We start from the raw sequence: 24,764 nt of genomic DNA, 5'->3' as shown, positions 1-24,764 counted from the left end.
GCGAGTCTGTTTCGCACCCAAGCTCAGTCGACGAGGCGCAGACCTCGGAAGCGGTTGAGCGCCGCCGCGATCTCCTGTGCCCGGGGGCGGGCGACATGTCCCGGATGATCGCGGTTGCCGGTCAGCCCGTCGACTCCCTGTGCGTCGAGCATGTCCTCGACCTCGGCCAGAGCCTCGGTGAGTGAGATCTGGCCGTCGAAGATCTCGGCCATATACTCAAGCGCCTCGGCGATGCCTGTCGTCTGCTGCGGGTCGACGAGCTGGGATACCGCGGTCAGGTCGATGAAGGCCTTGCCGAACTGAACCTGGCCAAGCCCTTTCGCCTTCGCCGACTTCGTCTTCGAGCTGGGGTGCAGCGCCTTCGCAGTTGGGATCCGGGGCCGGGGCGTGGCGAACGCCTCTCCTGCGTCATCGGCTGATTTCACCTCCACGAGTTCGTGCGCCTTCTCGGTGACCTCATGGGGCACGTACGCATCGAGGGCGATGACATGGTCAGCCACCTCGAAGAATGCGCTCGATCCACCGGCGACCAGCACCGTGGAGACGCCTCGGTGGGAGAACAGCGGACGGATGCGATCGACGAAGGGGGTGATGGGTTCGCGGTCGGCTGGGATGAGCGCGCGCATCCGATCGTCGCGGATCATGAAGTTCGTCGCCGAGGTGTCCTCGTCGATGAGCAGCGAACGAGCACCGACTTCCACGGCTTCCACGAGGTTGGCCGCCTGCGACGTGGACCCGCTCGCGTTCGTTGTGGTGAAGGCTCTCGTGTCAGTGCCGGATGGCAGATTGTTGATGAAGGGCGAGATGTCGTCGCCGGTCACGGCACGACCGTCCTCGGCCCGGATGGAGGTGGCACTGGGTTCCGTGATGACCCACTCACGCCCGTCTCCGGCGATGTGGGGGTAGACGCCGCGTTCGAGGGCACGCAGGATCGTCGACTTGCCGTGATAGCCGCCGCCGACGATGACAGTGACACCACGGGGGATCGCCATGCCGGTGAGCTTCCGTCCGCTCGAGAGCGTGAATGCGTGCTCGAGTGAACTCGGGCTGGTGAAGGCCACAGCGTTCGAATCCATCGGCATGTCAGAATCCCCGGATCGCCTCGGCAGGATCGCGCCATTGCCGATGAACGCGAGAAGACCTTCCTCGCCGAGGTGGCTCTGCAGTTCCAGCTGATCCCGGTGGAGTTGGACATGCTCGCGCAGGTCGTCACTGGACTGGTTCCTGCCAGACTGGACCTGGCTGGGCTGGTTCTTGCCGGACTGGTTCTTGCCGGACTGGTTCTTGGCAGACGGGCAGGCGGCAGCGAGATCGGAGTAGACGAACATGGCTTGAGCGAGCTCTGGCACATCCCGGGTGAGGATGTCAGCTGCCTGATGGCCCAGGATGCGACGGCCCCGAGCAGGGAGATTGACGAGCAGACGTGCCTCGAAGCCTTCGTCATCGATGAGGACGTTGGTGCGTTCGAGCACCTCCTGCCCTGGACGTCCGAGGATGATCGAACGCCGGTCATTGCGGTGCAGGAATGAATCACCGACGCGGAAGAGGAAGTCAGCGGCTGCGACGCGATCTGTGCGTTCGGTAGTGATGTCAGTGGGGAACCCCGCCTCGGCGCGGTTGATCCTGATCCGGACCTTCGACGGTGAGGCGAAAGGATCGACCTGGACCCGGTCGATGAACACGGTGACCGGCCCGAACTCGTAGCTGCCACGGATCTGCTTGTAATTTCCGTAGCTGCGGCCATCGAGGTTGTGCAGAGTGGATGCGAGATTCGATCGTGGGGAGTTCATCCGTGGAATGCTACTTGATTGAGGTCAACGCAGGCCAAGACGAGCCCGTGTTTCGCGAGGACTTGGCCCGCTGCCCCGCGACCAGGCTCTCGATGGCCTCGTGATCAGTTGCGTTCGCGTCCCAGATAGAACTCTGCGGCGTTGTCCCAGCACACCGCGGTGAGTTCTTCAGGCGACAGGGTGTCACGGATGATGTCGAAATCTGTGTTCTCGAACGGTCGAGGAGCCCTGGTCGACGGCAGATCCGTGCCCACCATGAGTGCCGAGGGGTCAACGTCGACGATCGCTCGCATCGTGGTGGCAGGGTCGAGTTCGACTCGGCCGAAGCCTGTCGCCTTCACCTTGACGCCACGTTCGACCAGCTTCAGCAGGGCGGGCAGTCCGTCGCGGTGCATACCGAAATGGTCAATGCTCACGGCGGGCAAACCGGCGATGCGGTCACTGAGATCCTCATCGATGCTGCGGGCATCGATGTAGAGCTCCGAGTGCCACCCGGCGAGGTCATAGACTCGACGAGCCATATGTTCCATGTCGTCCAAGACTGCTGAGCCTCCGCGGGCGACGTTGAAGCGCAGTGCCTTGATTCCGTCGCGGTCGAGCTCCAGGATGCGATCATCGGATGTGTCGACGGGAAGTTGAGTGACGCCGACGAACTCGGGGCCAAGAGTGCTCAAGGCATCGACAAGGTAACACTGGTCGAACCCTTGGAATGACCCGGCGACCACTGCTCCGCCGGCAATGCCCAGACCGCTGACGCGCATCAGATAATCCTCGACCGTGAAGGGGCCCGGCAGGTAGCCGTTGTTCTCGACGAGGGGATGCTTGGGGTCGATGATGTGCAGGTGTGAGTCGAAGACCGGAGTCGGAGAATTCATGGCCCCAATCTACCCCGTATATGGCAAGGCACATTTCATCTCAAAGGGCGGCCACTCGGTCGGTGAATGCGGAACTTGAATCGTGAAGCCCCGTCGTGTGCCGGGGTGCCCTGCGACGAGGTCGGGGTGCCCTGCGACGAAGTGGGGGCGCACTGCCGTGAGAACGGTGTCCCAGTCCCACCTATCGGCACTGCGAGTAACGATCTCGACAATATGACCGCTGGTCGGGACACGGGAGAGGAAGGTGAGCGGACGCTCGGTATATTGTGAGGTAGTTCACAACAGTCCCTGAGCAGCATAGCTTGAGCTTCATGACCCGAGCATCCGAAAGGACAATGATGTCCGCACGTCCTTCCGAGGCGTCGCCTGCGAACCCGATACCGCAGACGAACGTCGACGAACTGATCGCGCAGTACGATGAAGAGCTTCCTCAGCGCACCCTGACACGCAGGCTCGACCTCGGCGTGGGGATCGTGTGTTTCGTCGTGTCACTGTTCGTTCTCAAACAGGTGTTCTTCCCGCTGACTCAAGGCAATCAGTACTACCTCATGTGGTTCCTGGCGTTCGTCCTGCCACTGGTCTTCATCTGCTACCGGCCAGGTTTCGGCCGCAAGAGCGATGTCGCCGACCAGGCGCTGGAAGTCGCCGAGGCGGTCGACAGTGATGTCGGCTCTGGCAGCGCTGGAAGCGTTGTCGACGCTGGCAGCGGTGCGGCTGCTGACTCCACCGCGAAAACACGCAGGAAGGCCAATCGCCGGTCGAATGACAATCCGTCGATCATCGACTGGGTGCTCGTCGTTCTCACCTTCCTCACCTGCGCCTACCCGGTACTGCCCTTCTTCTCCGGCGGCTTCAACGAGTTCCTCAACCGGCAGGGCTCACTGACCTCGCTCGACGTCATCATGGGCGGCATTCTCCTTCTCCTCGTCCTTGAGGCGACGCGCAGAACCACTGGCCTGATTCTGCCGATCTTCTGCATCGTGTTCTTCCTCTACAGCTACTACGGCGCCTACATTCCGATCGGCTGGCCAGGATCCCATGCAGGCCAGAACTTCGACCAGATCGTCAACGCCCTGTACAACGATGCATCCGGCTTCTACGGCATCCCCCTCGACGTCGCGGCCACCTACATCGTCCTCTTCACGATCTACGGAGCCGTCCTCGACAAGACCGGGGCAGCAAGCTTCTTCATCGACCTGAGCTTCTCACTATTCAAGAAGTCGAAGGCAGCGCCGGGACGCACCGTCGCTCTCTCCGGCTTCCTCCTGGGCACAGTATCCGGCTCCGGCACCGCCACTGCAGTCTCACTCGGTGCCGTGACATGGCCCGTGCTGAAGAAGGCGGGCTACCCGAAGGAGAACGCGGGTGGAATGCTCGCAGCCTCCGGCATCGGTGCGATCCTCTCACCTCCGACCCTTGGCGCCGCCGCCTTCATCATCGCGGAGCTGCTCAACGTCTCCTATGGGCTCGTTCTGCTGTGGGCTGTGGTCCCGACCCTTCTGTACTACCTGGGTATCTTCCTCGCCATCGAAATCGACTCCCGCAAGATCGAGGTCGACTACACGCCGCCTCCTGGCCTGCGCGCGTGGCCCATCCTGAAGAGGGGCTTCTATCACTTCATCTCGTTGAGCATCATCGTCGTCTTCCTCTCCATGGGCATGGCACCCTTCAAGGCCGTCGTCTACGCCACCCTGGTGGGCATCGGCTTCGGGATCATCGAGATCGTCATCTCCCGCCTCGGCGAGCCGAAAGCGATTCTCCTCGCGATCTGGGACGTCTTCTACGGGGCACTGTCCTCGGGCATCCGCTCGGTGCTGCCGGTGACCAGCGTCTGCGCGGCCGCAGGCATCATCGTCTCGACGATCACGAAGACCGGCCTCGGCCAGGTCATCTCCGACATCCTCATCAAGGGCGCGCAGGCACTGTCGACAGACCCGACCGCGGTCCTCATCTTCACCTGCATCTTCGCTGCCGTGGCCGTGACCATCCTCGGACTGGCGGTGCCCGTGACGGCCTCGTTCATCATCAGCTGGGTCATCGTCGGCCCGGCACTGATCTCACTCGGTGTCCCCGAGGCGGCCGCCGCGATGTTCATCTTCTACTACGCCGTCCTGTCCGAGGTCTCACCCCCGACAGCTCTGGCGGCCGTCGCGTCCTCGGCGATCACCGGTGGCCGGGTCATCGCAACGATGTGGCAGGCCTGCAAGTACGCGATTCCTGCGTTCCTGGTCCCGCTGGCCTTCACCTTCACACCCGAGGGTGCGAGCCTCGTGGCCCAGGGCGGATTCATCGGCGCGGTATGGACCGGGCTCGTCTCCGCATTCGCCGTGGCCGCACTCGCCGCCGGTGCCGGTGGCTGGATCATCCGCCGTGCGGGCTGGCCGGAGCGCATTCTGTGCTTCATCGCCGCAGGCGCCCTGCTCTACCTCCAGCCCATGTCGATGATGATCGGGTTCTCCGCTCTCATCCTCGCCGTCATCGTTCACCTGCTGCTGCGTCGCAAACCGACGACCACCTCGGCGACGACCAGCGATATCGGATCCACCGAAACACACTCGACCGGATCTCCGGCCGAGTCCAACTGAGAAAGGGACGAAGTCCATGAAGCGAACAAGGATGTTCACAATCACGGCGTCAGCCGTTGCCGCGGTGCTGGCGTTGAGCTCATGCGGCGGTAAGCAGGAAGCCAAACCGGCAGGCGAGGGCGGCGGCGACTGCACCGCGGCCTCCGGGCAGATCACCGTCGCCACCGGAAACTCGACGGGCGTGTACTACGTCCTCGGCGGCGGTCTGGCGCAGATCATCTCCGACAACTCCGATCTGAAGGCCACCGCAGCCGAGACCGGTGCCTCCGTGCAGAACCTGCAGCAGCTGTCATCCGGGGACTACGACGTCGCATTCTCACTCGCCGATACAGCGGCCGACGCGGTCAACGGTGACGCGGACTTCAAGAAGCCGGAAGACATCTCGGCACTGACGCGCATCTACTCGAACTTCACTCACGTGGTCGTGCGCAAGGACGCAGGCATCAAATCCGTCAAGGACTTCAAGGGTAAGACGATCTCCACCGGCTCGCCGAAGTCCGGCACCGAGGTCATCGCCAATCGCCTCATCGAAACGGCAGGGCTGAAGAAGGACGATGTGACAACTCAGCGCCTCGACCTGACCAAGACCGTTGACGGAATGAAGGACGGCACGATCGACGGCATGGTGTGGTCCGGCGGGTTGCCGACGGCCGGCGTCACCGACCTCTTCACCTCGAACGGCAAGGACGTCGAATTCATCGACATCTCCAAGCTCGAGGACCCGATGAAGGAGATCAACCCGGTCTACGAGGTCGACGAGATCCCCGCCGATACGTACAAGGGTGTGAAGACCGTCAAGACCATCGTCACCCCCAACGTCCTCATGGTCCGCAACGACATGGACGAAGGTACAGCGTGCGCTCTGACGAAGCTGATCTATGACAAGAAGGCGGACCTGGAGAAGGTCCACGCAGCGGCAAAGGACATCAAGCTCGAAAACGCCGAGACACCTGATCCGATCAAACTCCATCCGGGCTCGAAGAAGGCCCTGGAGGAGCTGAACAAGTAGGGAGGTGCCGGCAGCTGGCTGACGGCTGGTTATCGCTGGCTGACGGCTGGCTGTCTGAGACCGGTTGTCTGAGGCTGGTTGGAATCAAGCCGCGTGGCTCAGAGTCCTGCGGATCCTTCGACCGGCCAGTAACCGCACGCGAGGTGTGCTTCGAGTGAGCTCTATACGTTAAGTCAGGCTGAGTTGGTTGCAACCAACTCAGCCTGACTTAACCTGTAGAGCTCGACTCCGCGCGAACCAGTAGCCTCGCGCCAGCATGTCGGCACCGCACCGCGGCCACGGCAGCACAGCGCCGCACTCAGCCCCATCTCGCGGGAACGCGACACCCCCGTGGGAACGCGATCACCCCGTGGGAACGCGATCACCCCGTGGGAACGCGACACGCTGCGGGAACGCGACCACCCCGGCGGCTCCGCGATCAACCTTGCAGGAACGCCTTCGCAGCCGCACCCAGCGACACGGCATCCTCGATGGCGACCATTTCGCGGGCCGAGTGCATCGAATACAGCGCCGGGCCCACATCGACGGTGGTCATGCCCAGGCGGGTTGCGGTCAGCGGGCCGATCGTCGACCCGCAGGGCATCGCGTTGTTCGACACGAAGTTCTGGTACTCAACACCAGCCGCCGCGCACGCCTGCGACCAGACGGCGGTGCCCACCGCATCCGTGGCGTAGCGCTGCTGGGCGTTGAGCTTCAGCAGCGGACCACCGCCGAGGCGGGGCCGGACATGAGGGTCGTGGCGTTCCGGGTAGTTCGGGTGGGCCGCATGCCCCGCGTCGGAGGACACACAGATCGACGAGGCCAGTGCAGCCAGGTAGTCGCTGCGCGTCGACCCTGGGAACAGGGAGGCGATGATGCGTTCGGTGACGTCGGCGAGGAAGGGCCCGCAGGCACCGGAGCGTGAGCTCGACCCGATCTCCTCATGGTCGAACCCGGCGAAGAGTGCGATGGAATCCAACGACGCAGCATCGACGTCGACCAACGCGGAGACACCGGCGTGGACAGACAACAGGTTGTCCAACCTCGGCGCGGCGAAGAACTCCTCCTGGGCACCGAAGAGCCCGGGGGACTGAACGGGGATCGTGTAGACGTCGTGTCCCACGACCTGCTCAGGATCCACCTCGGCGGAGGCGGCGAGGATCTCGATGACATCGGCCTCAGCCAGACCTGCCAGGCCGATGATGGGGGTCGTGTGGCGCTGCTTGTCCAGCGTCAGTCCGTCATTGACCTGGCGGTCGAGGTGGATGGCCAGTTGTGGGATTCGCGCAATGGGCGGGGTCTGCGCGAGGACGACGGAACCGTCAGCGAGGCTGAGCTGCCCAGCCAGTGCGAGCTCCCGGTCGAGCCACGAGTTGAGCAGCGGCCCGCCGTAGATCTCGACGCCGATTTGCCGAGTTCCCTCGGCGGTGAACTCCTCGCCCGGCTTGAGTTTGAAGGCTGGGGAGTCCGTGTGAGAACCGAACACGCGAAAGCCGGGAACCGTGCCGGGCAGTCCACCCGAATTGCTGAAAAGTTCACTTGAGTCGTTGGACGGTCCATTCGCGCGGGCGGCGGAGGCGCCGACTTTGCTTGCCGGAGTCCGCCATGCGATGATCGCACCGTCACGAATCACATAGTGGCTCTGACCAGGCTCGAGAGACCATTTCTCGCGCTCGTCGAGTTGGAGGAAACCTGCGGCCTCGAATCGTGCAGCCGCCGTCGCGGTGGCATGATAGGAGCTGGGAGAAGAACTGATGAAGTCTGCCAGATCGGCTGCGACCTGGGTTTTCGTACGTGGTCTCACGGGCGATGTACTCATTTTCACAGCCTATCGTTTGCGGTAGCTTTGGCCACAAGGGCATTGGTTTTCGAGGCCGCGTCGACACAGCAGCGGGCGAGGGGCCGGTGCTCCAGGAGCCATCGACCGCTCGGGCTGCGCCGTCCATCACCCGAGAACCCGTGAACCAGCGCCAAGAAGCAATGCAATGCAAGGAGTGTTCGAAGTGAACCAGTTCGTGACCGAATGGAACACATGGCGGGATTCTAGGAACTCGGCACTGGCGACTCCCTTCGGCTGGCTGAGTGTGTCCGGTCTGCACTGGCTCGAAGACACGACGACCTGGCCCGACGCTCCCGGCACCTTCACCGTCGACGATGACGGTTGGGTCAGTGTGGCCCTTGAGCCTGGGATCAAAGCCGGTCCCGCTGCCGCGACCTTCGACCTCATGAGCAAGTCCGCCGAGGCGGGCCCCAGCATCAATGCTGCGTCTCCTTCCAGCTCGGCTTCGGTGCCGAGCGACACCACGATTCTGCCGAAGATCACCGAGATCGCAGGGCCCGAAGTGCGGGTCGAAGAGAACGGATTCAGCGCGAAGCTGCCTGCCGGTGGATCACTCCAATGGTTCACCGTCGGCAATGTGCTCTACGAACTCATCGACCGTGCCGGACGGATCGGAATCCGAGTGCGCGATTCCAAGTCGCCGCTGCTGGGCAAGTTCTTCGAAGTTCCCGTCTTCGAACCGAACCTCAGCTTCGTGTTCCTCGCCAAATTCACTCCATTCGAGAAGCCTGAAGTGCACACGATCAACACGGCGCAGGACGACCTGAACGTGCTGACTCCGGCAGTCGGCACCGTCTCCTTCGCCAGTGAGGCAGGCGAGGTGAAGCTCTTAGCCACAGGCAACCCCGCCAGCGGGCTGCAGCTCGACTTCCACGACTCCACGAATGGAGTCTCCACACCCGCGTGGAGGACCCTCGACCTCGGTGTCCCGAACCAAGACGGCTCGTTGGTCGTCGACTTCAACCGGGCCGTCAACTACCCGTTCGCGTTCACTGCCTTCGCCACCTGCCCGGCACCGATCGAGGGCAACGTCGTTCCCTTCGAGGTCACCGCGGGGGAGCGCACCCCGCCGTTCTACTTCTCCGAAGCTGGCATCAACGTGCCGTTCCTGTTCTACGTGTGGTGGGACGAAGAGAGCGCCGAGGTGACCCGGCCGTGGTATGCCCGCTTCGGACTCGACACCACGCTGCTCAACCCGAATCACGAACACAACGCTCAATCGCTGGTCGGCTTCGACGGCGTTGCCATGTCCGGAGGCGATGTCGCGCCGCTGACGCGCAAGGCGAGGTCGCGCCTGGTCAAGGTCGCGACCGAGGCCCTGACCTCCCGCATCCCCGTGATCGGCATCGGCGCGTATGCCGAGTTCGTCATCCGAGCTCAGCGCGAACTGCGCGAGTCCGAGGGTTATGTCGACGGCATCGAGGAAGAGTACGCGGGCACCGACGGCAAGCTGCTCATCGTGATGAACAATGAGCTGACGCCGCAGAACGCCGGATTCGTCGTTGCGCACACCGATGCGAGCGGACTCATCTACGTCGAGATGTCCTACGACATCCCGCTGGAGTCGGACTTCGACGAGATCGACGAGTTTGAGGCGGCCATGGAGGCAAACGCCCCGATCACCAGCTGGGAAGAGTTCGACTACCGCATGGTCTGCCTCATCCGCCAGCACCGCTGAGGAGCGCTGGACGGGCCATCACCGCTGAACGCTGGAGGGGCCGTCACCGCTGAGCGGTGTTGAGGACGTCGGCGGCGTGACTCAGCCAGCGAGCGACTATGGCCAGTTCCTGCTCATCGAATCCCTCGGTCAGAGCTGCGTTGAGGCTGCCGAGCGCAGTCATCGTCTCGCCGGCAACGTGGTTGCCCTGCTGAGTCAGCGTGACCCGTGTGATGCGCTGATCCGATTCATCCGGGGCGCGGACGACGAGTCCGCCAGCTTCCATTCTCGCCAACAGCCCACTGGCACCGGCGGGGGAAGCCCGCAGCGCTGCCGAGAGTTCGCTCATTGTCGCCGCCGGGTTCTGGCGCAGATACAGCAGAACCCCGCCCTTCGCGGCCGTCATGCCGTTCGACCTGCCACGAGTTTCGATCCATCGTCGGACGGCGCGTTCGGCATTGCTGAGGAGGAAGATCAGGCGAGGCGTGCGGGCGCGGCTCATGGGATCAACTCCAGTCGCTGTCGCAGCCACGCGCTCACCTCGGGCCAGAGAGCGTCCCGATTCGTTCGCCGGAAGAATCCCATGTGACCGATCGCCGAGGCGCCCACGGAACCTGGGTCGATGGTGCGTCGTTCCAACTCGGCGCTGGTCAATTGATCGGCAATGGCATCGATCTGCTCGGGTGTCGCCCAGAGGTCATCACTGAATCCGATCGCCAGGACAGGCGTCGTCACCCGCGCCGCTCGAGCCTCGGCGCCCATTGTAGGGTCGTCGAAGAAGTAGCGGGGCAGTCTCGACCATCTGCTCCATTCCAGCATCGACGCGCCGGGCATATCTTCACCCAGGCCCAAGCGGCGGCCCGGCACATACCCGAGGAGCCGAGCCGTGAGGGGGCCGAGCACGCGCAGCACAAGGCCGACTCGCAGCTTCTCCGAGAGCTTCGGAATGGCGGCGGTGACACCGGCGTGAGACGCGACGGTCACGAACCCCCGCAGCCCGGATGAGCCGTAATCCAGTGACAGGGCATGGCCGCCGATGCTGTGCCCGACCGCAAGCTGCGGCACATCCGGAAACCGCTCGCTGGCCCACTGCGCGACTGCCGGAACATCGAGGGCCATCCAGTCGCGCATTCGGATGCCCCGGTTCTCACTCGGCGCACCTGAGTTGCCGGTCCCTCGGTAGTCGTAGGTGATGACGGCGAAGCCATCGCCGGCCAGGAACTCAGCGAATCCCCTGTAGAGACGCTCGGGGACAGCAGTGGCCGGGTGGAGCACGACGACTGCGGAAATGCTCTCGGAGTTCCCCGGCTCGATCACGTGTCCATGGATCGGACCGGATGATGTGGGGATGCGGACGCTCACAGCCTCGATCTCGTTGATATTATTTCGCATGCGAAGTAATCTACCTCACATGCTGATGGTGCGAAACACCATGGCTCATCATTCTGAAGGAGACTGACCCAATGGCCCAGGACATCGTGATCGCTCAGAACCAGGGCGTGCTCACAGTCACGCTCACGCGGACGGCGAAGAAGAACGCTCTGACCAACCACATGTACGACGAACTGGCTGATGCCCTTGAGCGCGCAGACACAGACTCCTCCATCCGGGCAGTCGTCCTGCGCTCGGCTGGCAACACCTTCACTGCGGGAAACGACATCGGCGATTTCGCCGAGCAGTCGGCTGACAAGGGAGCCGCTTCCGCCGAAGAGAAGCCTGTCCAGCGCTACATCCGAGCGCTGGTCAACTCTTCGACGCCCATCGTGGCGGCCGTGCAGGGACAAGCTGTCGGCATCGGAACCACAATGCTTCTGCACTGCGACTATGTTCTTCTGACTGAAGACGCCCAGCTGAGCACCCCGTTCGTCAGCCTCGCACTCGTTCCCGAAGCCGCCTCGAGCAGGCTGCTGACCCAGCGAATCGGCCACGTTCGGGCATTCGCGATGTTCGCGCTCGGAGAGTCGCTGGATGCGCAGTCGGCCGTGCTGGCCGGAGTCGCGAACGCGATCGTGCCTGCAGCCGAGCTCCATGAACAGGCGCAGACGATCGCCGCGAAGCTCTCGGCTCAGCCTGCAGGATCACTGACGGCGACCAAGCGGCTGATGCGTGATGTGGAACCGACGCTGGAGCAGGTCGCCGCCGAATCCGCACTGTTCGTTGAGCGCCTTGCCAGCCCCGAGGCGCTCGAGGCCTTCACCGCATTCAGGGAGAAGCGCCGACCTGACTTCGCCCAATTCTCCTGAGCCGATGCATTCTCGCTAAAACTCCCCGACGTCACTATTTTCGCCCGGCGCCGCGCGTCATTAGTGACGTCGGGGCGGTTTAGCAGGTGCGGTCACTGCTGGCGGCACAGACAGGCGGCGGCTCACTTCCAAGGGTCAGGCACTCTGCTTGCCAGCCCAAGCACCCGGCTCACCGGCCCAGGCACCCTGCTGGCCAGCCCAGGCACCCTGCTGGCCAGCCCAGGCACCCTGCTGGCCAGCCCAAGCACTCTGCCGGCCAGCCCAGGAACCCGGCTCACCAGATGGTGACGCGTTCCTCTGGGGCCAGGTACATGCCGTCGGATTCCTTGACGCCGTAGGTGTCGTGGAAGGCGGTCATGTTCTTCACGACCTGGTTGCAGCGGAATTCCTCCGGCGCGTGGGGGTCGATGCTCAGCCGTCGCACGCGCTCCTCGGTGCGCATCTTCGCCCGCCAGGCCTTGGCCCAGGCTTCGAAGAACGTCGCGGCCTCATCGGACGACGGCACCCGACCCAACTCCAGCTCAAGTGCCTTCCAGCCGATGGACAGCCCGCCCAGGTCGCCGATGTTCTCGCCCACGGTCAGTGCGCCGTTGACATGCTGTGATGATTCGAGGCCGGCCGGAACCAGGGCCTCGTACTGGGCGATGAGGGCGTTGGTGCGCTCCTCGAAGCGCTCCCGATCCTCGGCCGTCCACCAGTCGACGAGGTTGCCGTCGCCGTCGTAGCGCGAACCCTGGTCATCGAAGCCATGGCCGATCTCGTGGCCGATGACCGCGCCGATGGCACCGAAGTTCGCGGCCACATCACCGGCGGCGTCGAAGAACGGCGGCTGCAGGATCGCGGCCGGGAAGACGATCTCGTTCATCACCGGGTGGTAGTAGGCGTTGACTGTCTGCGGCGTCATCAGCCATTCGGTGCGGTCGATCTCCTTGCCGATGCGCTTGATCTGGCGCACGTGCTCCGCGCGGGAGCAGCGACGGACATTGCCGACCAGATCCGAGGAGTCGATCGCGGCCGGGTATTCGCGCCACACCTCGGGGTAGCCGACCTTGGGTGTGAACTTCGAGAGCTTGATCAGGGCCTTCTGCTTCGTCTCCGCGCTCATCCAGTCGAGCTCGTTGATCGACTTGTCATAGGCCTTGATGAGCATCTCGACGAGGTGGTCGATCGCGTCCTTGGCCGCCGGTGGGAATTCCTGTGCGACGTAGAGTTTGCCCACAGCCTCGCCGAGGAGGCCCTGCACCAGTCCGACACCGCGCTTCCAGCGCTCCCTCAGAGCAGGTGTGCCCGAGAGGGTGCGGGCGTTGAAGTCGAAGTCCTCCTCGACGATCTCATCGGTCAGAAGCGAGGCCGTGTCCGAGAGGACGGAGAAGCGCAGCCAGGTCTTGATCGTCTCGATGTCGGTCTGCTCCCACACCTCGGCCAGGCCGGTGACGTAAGAGGGTTGGCCGACGACCAGGTAGGACAGCTCACCGTCGACATCGGCAGCCAGTGTCGAGAACCAGGAGTCGAAGTCGAAGCCCGGGCCCAGTTCGCGCAGCTGCTCGAGGGTGAACTTGTTGTAGGTCTTCTCCGCATCACGGCAGGCGACCCGGTCCCAGTGGTGGCGGGCAAGGGCGGTCTCGAACGCCATCACCTTGGCGGCCACCTCGGTGTCGGAGATTCCGCTCTTGGCACCGATCCCGCCGAGGGCGGACATCTTCTTCACGTGATCGACGAACTTCACGCGCACCTCGGCGTGGTCATCGTTGAAGTAGTAGTCCTCGTCGGGCAGGGAGATGCCGGCCTGAACGAGGTAGAGGGCGTAGATGTCGGAGTCCTTCGCATCGGCGGTGACGTAGCCGCCGAGGACACCGCCGACGCCTTCGGTCTCGAGGCGGCCGAGCAGATTCGCCAGCTCGGATTTGTCCTCGGCCGCGTCGATGGCGGCGAAGGAGGAATCGAGGGGAGTGACTCCGAGCGAGTTGATCTGGTCGAGATCCATGAACGAGGAAAACACGTCCGCGACCTTCTGGCCTTCGCTGCCCGGCTCCTGTGGGGCGTCGGAGACGGCGGTGATGATGTCGCGGACCTTGGTCTCAGCGGTGTCGAAGAGTTCGCGCATCGCGCCGTCGCCGGCACGGTCGTCGGGGATGGTGAACGAGTCGATCCACTCGCCGTTGATGTGGCGGAACAGATCGTCCTGAGGGCGCGCCGAAGCGTTCGATGTAACAGATGTCATGGTGCAACAGTATCGTGATCAGTAGGGACAGTGGTCAGGATTTTCCGGCGCGCATGCGCTGGTGGCCCACCGCAGCTGTGGGTATCGGGTCGACGAGGAGGAACGCACAATGGCGGCATCCGTGGTGTTCGTGTGCACGGGCAATATCTGTCGTTCGGTCACAGCCGAACGCGTGCTCCAGAGCCACCTGAAACGAAGCGGCGCCGAGGCGGTCGTGGACTCTGCCGGCATCAGCGATGAAGAGGCCGGCAACCCCATCGACCCCACTCAGGCACGGGTGCTGAAGACCGCTGGGTACCGCACCGAGGATCACGTGGCGCGCCAGATCACCTCCGAATGGTTGGCCGAACGTGACGTGGCCATCGCGATGACCCGCAGGCACTACCAGGCCCTGCAGAACCTCATCGCAGACCTCCCCGCCGAGGTGCGCCCGCAGCTGCGTATGCTGCGCGAATTCGATCCGCGGGTGGCTCAGGAGACGCCAGCCGATGCTCCCGCACCGGATGTTCCCGACCCGTGGGCGGGGCAATTAAAGGATTTCGAAGAAACTCTTGAGACAATTGAAGTGTCCGTGCCGGGAATCACAGACTATCTGCACTCTTTGGCCGAGCAGACTCGGTGATACTGAAGGTAATTGTTGAAGGAGAAAACTGACATGACTCGAACCACGTGGTCCGCCCTCAAGCTCGGCTTCGCTGCCCTGCTGGTGGCTACTTTGAGTGTTTTTGCTTTTGCCCCGGCCAGTGCTCACGACCAGCTCGTATCCTCGAACCCCGAGGATGGAACGACGGTCGACCAGCAGCCTGAATGGATCGAGATGACCTTCTCCGGTGAAGTCCAGGAGGTCGGCTCCGAGGTCAAGGTCGTCATCGACGGCAAGAACGTCTCCGCAGGTGAACTCGCTGTCGACGGCAAGAAGCTCACCGTTGCACTGCCCGACAACCTCAAGCCCGGTGACTACACGGTCACCTGGCGCGTGGTGTCATCGGACGGTCACCCGATCTCCGGTGACTTCGACTTCACAATCGCTGACGCCGAAGGTGCCGGCGGCTCGGTCGAAGAGTCCTCACAGGCCGGACTCGGCGGCGGCGTCGTCGACGAACCGGGCAAGGACACCGAAGAGCGCGGCGAGATCGGCGAATCGACCGGAAGTGATTCCGGCATGTCGACACCGATGATCGTTCTGCTCGGAGTCGGCGGCCTGGCGATCATCGTCATCGTCGTTCTCCTCATGCGGCGCAAGGCCCAGGGCCTGCCCGGCACCACCAATGATGATGATTCGGGAGACGGCCCGAAGAACGAGTGATGCTGATCCGACGCTGACATGAGAGATCAGCTCTGAACTGATGGTGAGGCCCCGAGCGCATATGTGCTCGGGGCCTCACCGCGTCTGAGCACGTTTGCGGAATAGAACCTCGGCGCGCGGCTGTTGGCCTTAACGACTGATCTCTTAGACCCTCGACCGAAGGAACCCATCACTTTGTCCGTTCCACTGAATATTCTCGACCTCGTCCCCATCCGTGACGGATCCACCGCCAGCGAAGCCATCGACACCTCGATGCAGGCCGCACGCCTGGCCGATGAGCTCGGCTACAGTCGTCTGTGGTTCGCTGAGCATCACAACACCATGGGACTGGCTGCGAGTGCCACGGCGCTGCTGATCTCACAAGCTGCGTCGGTGACCGAGAAGATCCGTGTGGGCTCAGGCGGAGTGATGCTGCCCAACCATGCTCCGCTCATGGTCGCCGAGCAGTACGGCACTTTGGCCAACATCCATGGCGATCGCATCGACCTTGGGCTGGGCCGCGCGCCGGGCACAGACGGAATGACAGCGCAGGCGCTCAGCCGTTCCTCGGCCGAACCGCAGTCCTTTGCCCAGAACATCTATGACATGCAGGGCTGGTTCAGTTCCGAGGGCAAGGCTCATACGATGCCGATCGAATCCGCTGTCTCGGCCAATACCGACGTCCCCATCTGGGTGCTGGGCTCGACGACGAACGGCGCCGCGATCGCCGGTCAGCTTGGTTTGCCGTTCTCATTGGCCTCCCACTTCGCTCCGGATCAGATCGATGCGGCAGTCCGCGTCTACCGTGAATCCTTCACCACCGAGGCACCGACCGCGCAGATCGACAAGCCCTACGTCATGGCCGGCATCAACGTCATGGTGGCAGAGACTGACGCAGAGGCTGAGCGCGAGTTCACGTCGGTCAAGCAGATGTTCGCCGACATCGGCCGCGGTCGCCGCCGTCGGCTGCAGCCACCGGTCGACCCGAGTGAGCTGGCCGGCGGCGGTGACAACCCGATGCTTCAGATCAGCGCCGTGGGCTCACCCGAGACTGCGACCCGTCAGATGTCAGAGTTCGTCGAGCGCACCGGGGCAGATGAGCTCATCACCGTCACCTACGCCTACGACCCAGCAACGGCCGAGCGTTCCCTGAAGCTGCTCGCCGACGCCTGGTTCTGATTCCGGGAGTTTCACAATGCGAATCGGTGAGCTTTCCAAGAAGACCGAGGTGCCCACTCGAATGCTGCGCTACTACGAGGAGCAGGGCCTCATCGCGCCACGTCGCCTCGACAACGGGTACCGCGAGTATGACGACTACCTGGTGGAACGCGTGCGCAAGGTCCGCGGACTCCTCGACTCGGGAATCCCGACACGGATCATCGGCGACATGCTTCCGTGTCTCAACGATACGCGCGAGACCGTAGTGGCCGATCCCGACCCTGAATTGCGTGCGTTGCTGTTCGAGCAGCGGGAGAAGATGGAAGGTCGCATCGCGTTCCTCGAGCAGAATCTTGATGCCCTCGATCGGTACATCGCGGCGATGGATCGAGCCAGTGCGGATGAAGTCTCGCTGACCTGATCCCTCGAGTGATTTTGCTCCGTTCTTGACATTGACATTTATGTCAACGTTGGACGATGGGGGTACAACGAGAAAATCGGCCGAAGCAAGGCCGACTCGAACTCAGGACAGATGAGGAGCGACATGAAGATCGGCATTATCGGCGTCGGGCACATCGGGGAGACCTTGACCCGCACATTGAGCTCAGCAGGGCATGAGGTGAAGGTCGCCAATTCGCGCGGGCCAGAAACGATCGGCGCTGAGGTGCTGGCAGGTGGAGCGGAGGCCGTCACGGCGGATGAGGCCGTGAGAGATGTCGACGTCGTGATCCTTTCCATTCCTCTCAATCGCATGCCGCAGATCGCTGCGACGATTGCCGGTGCAGCACCCGAGACGATCGTCATCGACACCTCGAACTACTACCCGGTCCGCGACAGCAGGGTCGAGGCGATTGACGCCGGGCAGGTCGAGAGCCTCTGGGTGACCGAGCAGTTGGGTCGCCCGGTCGTCAAAGCGTGGAATGCCATCGGTTCCGCCTCACTGGCGGAGAAGGGCGAACCTGCAGGCGGCGCCGATCGCATCGCTATTCCTGTCGCAGCCGACGATCCGACGCATCGTCAAATCGGCATGGACCTGGTCAGCGACACCGGATTCGACGGGTTCGATGCTGGTCGCTTGGCCGACTCCTGGCGACAGCAGCCCGGTGCGCCTGCGTACTGCACGGACCTCACCGGCGAAGAATTGCCCGAGGCATTGGCCTCAGCGCAGGCGGAACGGCTGCCGAAACGGCGAGATATTGCTGTTGCTGCCTTCGCTGAGCGAGCAGGTGACAGCACCACCAACCCCGATTCAAGCTTCGGGGTACGACTCAGTCGCGTCCTATTCATGTAAACCGGATTATCCGGCAGACAAGGATCGACACGATCGCGTGTGATGGTCACGAACTGCATGTGAGATGGTCTCCCGGATGAGGGGTCACACGATGGAAGAGGACACATATGAGAATTGGAATCATCGGAGCTGGACTCGTCGGGGGAACGCTCGCCCGCAAGCTCGCGTCGATCGGACATCGGGTGCGCATCGCGAACTCGCGGGAGCCGTCGTCATTGACCGAGTTTGAGAACGACGATGGGATCACGCCAGTGTGGGCGGATGAGGCTGCTGATGGCGTCGACATCGTGATTCTCAGCCTCCCGCAGAAGGCGATCGGCACACTGTCGGAGTCCCTCAAATCCACACTGATGTCCGTGCCGATCGTGATCGACACCGGCAACTACTACCCTGTCCGAGACGGCAACATTGACGCGCTCGATCAGGGTACTGCCGACAGCGAGTGGGTCGCTGGCATCCTTGGGCGTCCAGTTTTCAAGGTGTTCAATAATATTGGTGCCCCCAGTTTGAAATACAAGGGGACGGATGACGAGGGCCAGAAGTTGGGCCTCACTGTCGCTGGGCCGTCTGGAGAGGACAAGCAGAAGGTATCTGAGCTCATCGTCCAGCTCGGGTTCGACCCTGTAGACGGTGGCGATCTTGGGCAATCATGGCGACTGCAGCCCGGAACACCTATCTACTGCAAGGACATGACTGCCGATGAGATGCGCACCGGACTGCAGCAGACCACCCGCCAGGACATCGGCAGGTACCACGAAGACCGCGACCAGATTGAAGATTTCGACGCGGCAATGAAAAAGGTGGGCGAGTTCATGTAGGAATCAGCCGCCGGGGGCATCATCGGTCTACAAGCCGCACATACGCCGCCAGTCCGGTGTCCTCCTCGGTCAGGGCCCTCGCAGTCGAGAGGATCGTTGTCTCCATCGCCGAGGCGGCTCTGGTCGGCCGTACGTCCGCTCGGGTGGCGAGGCTGACCGTGCGTGAGAGGCTCGGCTCCAGCAGCTGTGCCGAGGTCAGGCGCGGCCGATCGACGAGGACCATGGCCGGGACGATTGCGACCCCCAGTCCGCGTTCGACGAAGCGCAGCACTGCGTCCATCTCGGCTCCCTCGACGACGATGTTCGGTGCCAACCTGGCCGCATCGAAGGCCGCCGAGGTGGCTTCGCGCAGATCGTATCCGTGATGGAACAGCACCTGGGGGAGTGCCGCGACCTCCGCCAACGTGACCGTCTCACCGGGCAGGAGTAGAGCACCTCCCCGTCCTCCATCGGAATCCGTCGGTGAGCCGAGCCCGCCCGAACCGCCATCCGCCCCCGCAATCACCACCAGGTCCTCACTGAGCACTTCCCGCATCCGCAACCTCGGCATCTGCGCGCTCGGAGTCAACGTCCGCGTGATGAGTGCAAGGTCCAGTTCGCCGGCACCCAGCGCCTCGATGAGCTCACGCGACCCCTTCTCGACAAGCTCGAGCTCGACCCCGGGATGCTCATGATGGAAGCTGCTGATCGCCTCGGCGACGAGGCTGACGCACAGCGTCGGAGTCGCGCCCAAACGGATCCGCCCCTTGCGCAGCCCGGCGAGCTCATCCATGTCACGACGGACCGCCTCGGCGTCGGCGAGCATTCGTCGAGCGGTCGGCAGCAGCGTATCGCCTGCGGCGGTGAGACTGATGTGTCCATGGGCGCGATGGAAGAGTTCGGAGCCGAGCTCCTTCTCCAGCGTCGAGATCTGCCGACTCAATGAGGGTTGGGCCAGGTGAAGCGTGGCAGCGGCCCTCGTGAAATGACCGGTGTTGGCGATCTCGACGAAGCTCGCGAGCTGTTCCAGATTCATGTTCATAGCGTATCGCTATCAACTCAAGCGAAACAATACATTGGACGCATGAGGCGGCCGAACCTAGCGTGGAATACATGAACTCCACACAGGGAAATGCCCACGCACACGAACACACGATCTCCACCTCGGTGCTGGTCATCGGCACCGGCGGATCCGGCCTGCGCGCCGCGATCGAGGTCGCCGAATCCGGCACCGACGTCCTCGCCGTCGGCAAGCGACCCAAGGACGACGCGCACACCTCGCTGGCCGCCGGCGGCATCAACGCGGCCCTGGCCACGATGGACCCCGACGACTCCTGGCAGCAGCACGCAGCCGACACGATCAAGGAATCCTATGACCTCGCCAACCCCCGCACCGTCGAAATCGTCACCCAGGGAGCCGAGCAGGGAATCTCTGACCTGGAGCGATACGGAATGGACTTCGCGAAGGAGGACGACGGTCGGATCTCGCAGCGCTTCTTCGGCGCCCACACCTGGCGTCGCACCGCTTTCGCCGGCGACTACACGGGACTCGAAATCCAGCGCACCCTCATTCATCGTGCCGAGGCCCTGAATGTCCCTATCCTCGACCGCGTCTACATCACCAAACTCCTCGTCGCCGACGGTCGCATCTTCGGCGCATTCGGCTTCGACATCGTCGACGGCTCCCGCTACCGGATCCATGCCGACGCGGTCATCCTCGCAGCCGGTGGCCACAACCGGATCTGGCGCCGCACATCCTCCCGCCGCGACGAGAACACCGGCGACTCCTTCCGCCTGGCCGTCGAGGCAGGAGCCCGCCTGCGCGACGCCGAGCTCGTCCAGTTCCACCCATCAGGCATCATCGAACCAGAGAACGCTGCCGGCACCCTCGTCTCCGAAGCCGCACGTGGTGAGGGCGGAATCTTACGCAACGGACTGGGAGAGCGGTTCATGGAACGCTACGACCCCGAGCGCATGGAACTCTCCACCCGCGACCGTGTGGCCCTAGCCGCCTACACCGAGATCGCCGAGGGCCGCGGCACGGAGAACGGCGGCATCTGGCTCGACGTCTCCCACCTGCCACGCGAAACCATCATGAACCGGCTGCCCCGCGTGTTCCAGACGATGATGGAGACGCAGATGCTCGACATCACCCAGTCACCGATCGAGATCGCCCCGACCGCGCACTACTCGATGGGCGGGGTGTGGGTCGACCCGGTCGAGCACAGCACCGACGTCGAGGGACTCTGGGCCATCGGCGAGGCCTCGTCCGGGCTGCACGGGGCCAACCGCCTCGGCGGCAATTCGCTCATCGAACTCCTCGTCTTCGGCCGCATCGTCGGTCAGTCCGCCATCGCGTACTCGTCTGAGCTGGGGGCGCAGGTGCGGTCGCAATCTGCCATCGCCGAGGCGAGAGCTGAGATCGATGATCTCCTGTCCTCCGAGGGGACGGAGAATGTCAGGGCGCTGCAGCGCGAGATCCGCAACCTCATGACCGCCCATGCCGGAGTCGTCCGCGATGAGGCCGGATTGGCCGAAGGGCTCGAGAAGCTCGCGTCGATCGAAACGCGCATGAGCGACGTGGGCATCCACCCCGACATCGCCGGCTACTCCGACCTCTCACACGCCTTCGACCTCAGATCCTCGGCTCTGGCAGCGCGCGCCACGCTGGAATGCGCACTCGAGCGCCGCGAGACCCGTGGCTGCCACAACCGCAGCGACTACCCCGAGCAGGATGAGAACCTGCAGGTCAACCTCGTGTGGTCGCCATCGACCGGGGTGGTGAAGGAGAGTATTCCCGCCGTCGATCCCGAGGTCGCCGAGCTCATGCGAGTCGAGGAGATCAGCCAGGTCGGCAAGCTCGTGGAGTGAAGCAGCAGTGGAGTGAGACGGCGTTCCTCGGGCCGCGAGCTCACCGCCAGAGCTGTCAGGCGGTGAGCTCGCGCTTCCAATCCCCGACGAGGCTGATCAGGGTGAAACCTGTGAGGAAGGCCGGGAAAGTGGCTAAGAGCCCGAGCCCAACGATCTCAAGGTTGGTGTCGGCGGTGTCTCTGACGAGAAGAGCTCCGGTCACCGCCAGTGCAGTGGCTCCCCACGCGGTTCCCACGACCGCGCCCGGAACTCGAGGCAATGCCTTCGACAGCATTCCGGTGATGAGGCTGAGGGTGATGGCGCTCCAGATAACTGATTCCACGTTGATCACACCACCGAATGCCCAGCTCATGGGTGCCCGGAAATCTCCTCTGTAATTGTGCTCGACGTTGAGCGCGGAATAGCGCCGAGGACTACAATAACTGACAAGGATCGTTGAGTAAAAAATGTCTCGCATTCTGTATTGACTGCGTTACCGGTATTACCGGCGTTGTCCACAGTGCCTACGAGTTCCGAGTTCTTGAACGACACCTAGACCATGATGTCGAGACAGGCCAGGATCGTCTCATCGGCGAGCACATCGACGGAGACGACCCTGCCATATGCGAACCGGAACCAGTAGATTGCCCGAGGAGCGCCATCGACGAGGTACGCGGCAGCGGGAACGCCATCGATATGGACAAGTCTGGTCGCCTGAGCGCGTCCGTTGAAAACTCGGGCCACGGCGTCAGCGCCGGCGATTTCGCGATCGAGGAGAGGTGCGCCGAATTCTGCACCAGCCCGGGCCAACCCCACGGCCATTGGGTCGCTGCGCAGTTCGATCTCGGGATCAAGCAGTTGGAGCAGACCGCCGAAATCTCCCTCACGGGCTGCGGAGAGAAAGGCCGTGATCGCAGACTCTTGCCTGTGTTGAACGCTGGTGACGTCAACGCGACGCAGGCGCGCTCGTGCACGGGACGCCAGCTGGCGGGTCGCGATGGGCGTGCGGTCGACGATGGGGGCGATGTCGTTATAGGTCAGCGCGAAGAAGTCGTGCAAGACCAACGCGAGACGCTCCAGAGGCCCCAAAGTATCGAGGACAATGGCCAAAGCAGCCGACAGATCGACCTTGAGCACGGCACTGTCTGCCGGTTGACCCTCCAGCGCTTCCTCCGCCGCCGTCTCTTCGGCCGACGCGGACCAGCGCAGGTCTTCGCGTCTCGCGGCGTCGCGGCGGATGAGGTCGATGCACACTCGGGAGGTCACCGTCGTCAACCACGCCTCGAGGTTGTCGACGGCCGCGATGTCTGCTCGTTGCAATCGAATCCACGTCTCCTGCACCACGTCATCAGCGGCCCAGGGAGATCCCATGCTGCGGTAGGCGATGGCGAACAGCTTGGGTCGATGGAGGGAGAACTGATCGGCCACCTCGGCGAGGGGGTGGGGCGTCGAATTCGATGTCATAGCCATCCTGCCGGTGGTGACTCGTCACGTTTTCGTCGTGGGAAACGACTCATGGGTACGTTCGGCAGATGTCGGACTGACCAACATCCGCACCAACACCAGCCAAGGAGCAATTGTGACTCTTCTGCCGACATCCATTCTTGTCCAGCTGCAAGCAACTGTCCAGGGACGCCTCTGGTTCCCCGGCAGCGCAGATTTCGACGAGGTTCATCGACCATGGAATCGCGCCATCGACCAGGACGTCCTCGCCGTGGTCGAGGCGGCTGACGTCGGCGACATCAGCAATCTTGTGCGCTTCGCCCGGGCTCAGGGCCTGTCGATCGCGACCCAACCGTCCGGCCACGGCGCGACCGGGCGAGCAGGCGGGGCGATCCTCTTACGAACCACCCAGCTCAATTCGATCGACATCGACCTGAGCCAGCGCACGGCAACGATCGGATCCGGCACAAAAGCCGGGCAGCTGCAGATTGCCGCAGCCAAGCACGGACTCACGGGACTTCCAGGCAGTTCACCAGTGGTGACGGTGGCCGGTGTTGCCCTCGGCGGTGGCCTGAGCTGGTTCGGCCGGTCCTTCGGGTGGGTGGGTGACAACATCCGCGCATTCGACATCGTCGACGCCGAGGGTCAGGCCCGACGGGTCACAGCGGATACGGATCCCGAGCTCTACTGGGCTCTGCGCGGCGGGGGAAGCGAACTCGTCATCGTCACCGGTCTTGAGGTTCAGCTGCACGAGGCTCCGAAGGTGTTCGGTGGGCGCCAACTCTGGCCAGCCGTCCATGCCAGGGAGGTCGCCGAGGTGTTCCGGTCGATGACGGCGACTGCGCCGGATCATCTGAATCTGTGGCTGGAGCTCCTCAGCTTCCCCGGCGCAGACCCGATGGTCGCGATCGACTCAACCTCCCTCGGGGAGGAGGCCGAGGCTCGCAGTCTGATGCGCGCGAGCGAAGCGTTGCCGACGCCGCTCTCTGACACTCGTGCATTGATGAGCGTGGCAGAACTGGGAACCATCACTGCCGAACCGACCGACCCTGTTCCCGGCAGCTCCCGCGCAGAGCTGCTCACCACTCTGGATGATGCCGCGCTCGACGCTCTGCTGGAGACACCCATTGACCCGTTGCTATCGGTGCAGGTCAGGCACCTCGGCGGAGCGCTTGCACGAGCAACTGACAATCCGCACGGGGCACTGAGCGAACAGTTCAGCGTCTACATGTTCGGACTGCCCATCACCGAGGTGGCCGCTGAGTCCATCACGAAGAAGCAGGCAGATCTGGCGCGGACTCTGCCGACGACCGGACGCAAGCCGGTGACGTTCCTCAACCCGAGCGAGAGCCTCGCGGATGCGCTGCCCGCAGAGTCGCTGCTGCGGCTGCGTCGGCTCAAGGAGGAGCGGGACCCGGCCGGGGTCTTCCGCGGGAACTTCAGCAACCTGAGATGAGCTTGCCGTGTGTGGCGTTCAGACTGCGGGCAGCTTCCCCTCATGCGCGTCAGTCAACTGAGTCGCGGCGCGCTGACCAGAACGTTGCTCCCGCACCGGCCCCAATATGGTCATGGCGGCCATGATGCCCATGACCATGTCCAACTCCTCACGCGGGGAGACAGCCAGGGTGATGTTCATGCCGATCGGTGTGAGTAGGCCTGTGCCGATGGCCTGCAGTAGGTCTCCGATGAGCAGGACGCTGACGGGTAATGCCACTTCATCCCGTTGCAGCGGGTAGTTTTG

Annotated in this window: 22 protein-coding genes; 12 read left to right on the top strand and 10 right to left on the bottom strand. The window is 63.4% G+C overall.

Annotation, left to right across the window (positions count from 1 at the left end; genetic code table 11):
• Positions 1–23 precede the first annotated feature (23 nt).
• Both JTF07_RS11375 and JTF07_RS11370 read right to left on the bottom strand, forming a co-directional pair.
• The gene (locus tag JTF07_RS11375) at positions 24–1,790 is read right to left on the bottom strand and encodes an ABC-ATPase domain-containing protein (RefSeq protein ID WP_204234382.1); all 1,767 of its coding nucleotides are present in this window, start codon (positions 1,788–1,790) and stop codon (positions 24–26) included.
• 104 nt (positions 1,791–1,894) lie between these two features.
• Positions 1,895–2,665 carry an amidohydrolase family protein gene (locus tag JTF07_RS11370; RefSeq protein WP_204234381.1) on the bottom strand — a complete coding sequence of 257 codons (771 nt, stop codon included), beginning with the start codon at positions 2,663–2,665 and terminating at the stop codon, positions 1,895–1,897.
• A 338-nt stretch (positions 2,666–3,003) separates the two neighbouring features.
• On the opposite strand from JTF07_RS11370, the gene JTF07_RS11365 reads away from it, so the two are divergent.
• Together JTF07_RS11365 and JTF07_RS11360 are read left to right on the top strand one after the other, a co-directional pair.
• The gene (locus JTF07_RS11365; RefSeq protein WP_252199753.1) at positions 3,004–5,250 is read left to right on the top strand and encodes a TRAP transporter permease; all 2,247 of its coding nucleotides are present in this window, start codon (positions 3,004–3,006) and stop codon (positions 5,248–5,250) included.
• A 16-nt stretch (positions 5,251–5,266) separates the two neighbouring features.
• On the top strand, positions 5,267–6,259 hold the full coding sequence (locus JTF07_RS11360; protein WP_252199752.1) for a TAXI family TRAP transporter solute-binding subunit: 993 nt from the start codon (positions 5,267–5,269) through the stop codon (positions 6,257–6,259).
• A 418-nt stretch (positions 6,260–6,677) separates the two neighbouring features.
• Here JTF07_RS11360 and JTF07_RS11355 read toward each other — a convergent pair whose 3' ends face one another.
• Entirely contained in the window at positions 6,678–8,057 is a 1,380-nt protein-coding gene (locus JTF07_RS11355) for a M18 family aminopeptidase (protein WP_204234380.1), read from the bottom strand.
• A 184-nt stretch (positions 8,058–8,241) separates the two neighbouring features.
• Here JTF07_RS11355 and JTF07_RS11350 point away from each other — a divergent pair, with 184 nt between their 5' ends.
• Positions 8,242–9,756, top strand: coding sequence for a DUF1684 domain-containing protein (locus tag JTF07_RS11350; protein WP_353843943.1), 1,515 nt, complete (start codon positions 8,242–8,244; stop codon positions 9,754–9,756).
• A gap of 43 nt (positions 9,757–9,799) precedes the next feature.
• Here JTF07_RS11350 and JTF07_RS11345 read toward each other — a convergent pair whose 3' ends face one another.
• Positions 9,800–10,237, bottom strand: coding sequence for a MarR family winged helix-turn-helix transcriptional regulator (locus JTF07_RS11345; RefSeq protein WP_204234378.1), 438 nt, complete (start codon positions 10,235–10,237; stop codon positions 9,800–9,802).
• Positions 10,234–11,127: an alpha/beta hydrolase family protein gene (locus JTF07_RS11340; RefSeq protein WP_204234377.1), complete on the bottom strand. Its 894-nt coding sequence runs from the start codon at positions 11,125–11,127 to the stop codon at positions 10,234–10,236. Before JTF07_RS11340 ends, JTF07_RS11345 begins: the two co-directional genes overlap by 4 nt.
• 71 nt (positions 11,128–11,198) lie before the next feature.
• Between JTF07_RS11340 and JTF07_RS11335 the strand changes: the two genes are divergently transcribed.
• Positions 11,199–11,978: an enoyl-CoA hydratase-related protein gene (locus JTF07_RS11335; RefSeq protein WP_204234376.1), complete on the top strand. Its 780-nt coding sequence runs from the start codon at positions 11,199–11,201 to the stop codon at positions 11,976–11,978.
• A 274-nt stretch (positions 11,979–12,252) separates the two neighbouring features.
• Here the strand turns inward: JTF07_RS11335 and JTF07_RS11330 are convergent, their stop codons facing one another.
• Positions 12,253–14,199 carry a M13 family metallopeptidase gene (locus JTF07_RS11330; protein WP_204234375.1) on the bottom strand — a complete coding sequence of 649 codons (1,947 nt, stop codon included), beginning with the start codon at positions 14,197–14,199 and terminating at the stop codon, positions 12,253–12,255.
• Between the two features lie 109 nt (positions 14,200–14,308).
• Here JTF07_RS11330 and JTF07_RS11325 point away from each other — a divergent pair, with 109 nt between their 5' ends.
• From JTF07_RS11325 to JTF07_RS11300, 6 genes are all read left to right on the top strand, one after another.
• A complete protein-coding gene (locus tag JTF07_RS11325) occupies positions 14,309–14,821 on the top strand; it encodes a low molecular weight protein-tyrosine-phosphatase (protein ID WP_204234374.1) in 513 nt (170 codons plus the stop codon).
• Between the two features lie 33 nt (positions 14,822–14,854).
• Complete coding sequence (locus tag JTF07_RS11320; protein ID WP_204234373.1) at positions 14,855–15,505, top strand: copper resistance CopC family protein; 651 nt, start codon at positions 14,855–14,857, stop codon at positions 15,503–15,505.
• A 174-nt stretch (positions 15,506–15,679) separates the two neighbouring features.
• The gene (locus JTF07_RS11315; protein ID WP_204234372.1) at positions 15,680–16,663 is read left to right on the top strand and encodes an LLM class flavin-dependent oxidoreductase; all 984 of its coding nucleotides are present in this window, start codon (positions 15,680–15,682) and stop codon (positions 16,661–16,663) included.
• A gap of 16 nt (positions 16,664–16,679) precedes the next feature.
• Positions 16,680–17,063, top strand: a complete 384-nt coding sequence (locus JTF07_RS11310; protein ID WP_204234371.1) for a MerR family transcriptional regulator — start codon at positions 16,680–16,682, stop codon at positions 17,061–17,063.
• 30 nt (positions 17,064–17,093) lie between these two features.
• Positions 17,094–17,933 carry an NADPH-dependent F420 reductase gene (locus tag JTF07_RS11305; protein ID WP_353843962.1) on the top strand — a complete coding sequence of 280 codons (840 nt, stop codon included), beginning with the start codon at positions 17,094–17,096 and terminating at the stop codon, positions 17,931–17,933.
• A 107-nt stretch (positions 17,934–18,040) separates the two neighbouring features.
• A complete protein-coding gene (locus JTF07_RS11300; protein ID WP_204234370.1) occupies positions 18,041–18,751 on the top strand; it encodes an NADPH-dependent F420 reductase in 711 nt (236 codons plus the stop codon).
• A 19-nt stretch (positions 18,752–18,770) separates the two neighbouring features.
• On the opposite strand, the gene JTF07_RS11295 is transcribed toward JTF07_RS11300, so the two are convergent.
• Positions 18,771–19,766, bottom strand: coding sequence for a LysR family transcriptional regulator (locus JTF07_RS11295; RefSeq protein ID WP_204234369.1), 996 nt, complete (start codon positions 19,764–19,766; stop codon positions 18,771–18,773).
• A gap of 77 nt (positions 19,767–19,843) precedes the next feature.
• Here JTF07_RS11295 and JTF07_RS11290 point away from each other — a divergent pair, with 77 nt between their 5' ends.
• Positions 19,844–21,601, top strand: a complete 1,758-nt coding sequence (locus JTF07_RS11290; RefSeq protein WP_204234368.1) for an FAD-dependent oxidoreductase — start codon at positions 19,844–19,846, stop codon at positions 21,599–21,601.
• Between the two features lie 55 nt (positions 21,602–21,656).
• Here the strand turns inward: JTF07_RS11290 and JTF07_RS11285 are convergent, their stop codons facing one another.
• Both JTF07_RS11285 and JTF07_RS11280 read right to left on the bottom strand, forming a co-directional pair.
• Positions 21,657–21,953, bottom strand: a complete 297-nt coding sequence (locus tag JTF07_RS11285) for a hypothetical protein (protein WP_096162434.1) — start codon at positions 21,951–21,953, stop codon at positions 21,657–21,659.
• A gap of 179 nt (positions 21,954–22,132) precedes the next feature.
• Positions 22,133–23,044: a sigma-70 family RNA polymerase sigma factor gene (locus JTF07_RS11280; protein ID WP_204234367.1), complete on the bottom strand. Its 912-nt coding sequence runs from the start codon at positions 23,042–23,044 to the stop codon at positions 22,133–22,135.
• A 16-nt stretch (positions 23,045–23,060) separates the two neighbouring features.
• On the opposite strand from JTF07_RS11280, the gene JTF07_RS11275 reads away from it, so the two are divergent.
• A complete protein-coding gene (locus JTF07_RS11275) occupies positions 23,061–24,479 on the top strand; it encodes an FAD-binding oxidoreductase (RefSeq protein ID WP_204234366.1) in 1,419 nt (472 codons plus the stop codon).
• A gap of 18 nt (positions 24,480–24,497) precedes the next feature.
• Here JTF07_RS11275 and JTF07_RS11270 read toward each other — a convergent pair whose 3' ends face one another.
• Positions 24,498–24,737, bottom strand: coding sequence for a hypothetical protein (locus JTF07_RS11270; RefSeq protein WP_204234365.1), 240 nt, complete (start codon positions 24,735–24,737; stop codon positions 24,498–24,500).
• Between the last annotated feature and the right edge of the window lie 27 nt (positions 24,738–24,764).

The sequence above is a fragment of the Brevibacterium sp. RIT 803 genome (genome assembly GCF_016892625.1).
In the GTDB taxonomy this organism is placed as follows: Bacteria; Actinomycetota; Actinomycetes; order Actinomycetales; family Brevibacteriaceae; genus Brevibacterium.
The sequence above is the reverse complement of the archived record's forward strand: the minus strand, read 5'-3'. Positions and strand labels throughout refer to the sequence as shown.